Origin of the sequence: Massilia rubra (genome assembly GCF_011682065.1) — a bacterium.
GTDB lineage: Bacteria > Pseudomonadota > Gammaproteobacteria > Burkholderiales > Burkholderiaceae_D > Telluria_A > Telluria_A rubra.
In genome coordinates, this window is the sequence record NZ_VUYU01000095.1 from 1 (window position 1) to 411 (window position 411).

Here is a 411-nt window from a genome sequence, read left to right on the forward strand (position 1 = left end):
CGATTAAAACTTTACTTCTTCCAGATTGTTAAAGAACGAAACAGCTTTAATCTCTAAAAGACCAAACCTAAGCATCTGTGCTTACGTTTGTACTTTCAAGAGTTAAGTAGAGTGGTGGAGGATGACGGGATCGAACCGACGACCCCCTGCTTGCAAAGCAGGTGCTCTCCCAGCTGAGCTAATCCCCCAAGAGTTCATCAAACAAAAGTACAAACCTACTTTTGTTTGGAGCCAGGTAAAAATCCCTGGCGGAGCCAGATGATTTTTACAGACAACTTCAACGAACTGGTAGGGCTGGTTGGACTCGAACCAACGACCCCCGCGTTATCAACACGGTGCTCTAACCAGCTGAGCTACAGCCCCGACTTGGACACTGCTACTGTTTCTTCTAAATTCAACAGTCGATAAGAG

At 46.0% G+C, this 411-nt stretch carries 2 tRNA genes; both read right to left on the minus strand.

The window, feature by feature from the left end:
• Positions 1 to 112: 112 nt before the first annotated feature.
• Positions 113 to 188: transfer RNA gene (locus F0185_RS34170), tRNA-Ala, on the minus strand.
• A 98-nt stretch (positions 189 to 286) separates the two neighbouring features.
• Positions 287 to 363, minus strand: a tRNA-Ile gene (locus F0185_RS34175).
• Between the last annotated feature and the right edge of the window lie 48 nt (positions 364 to 411).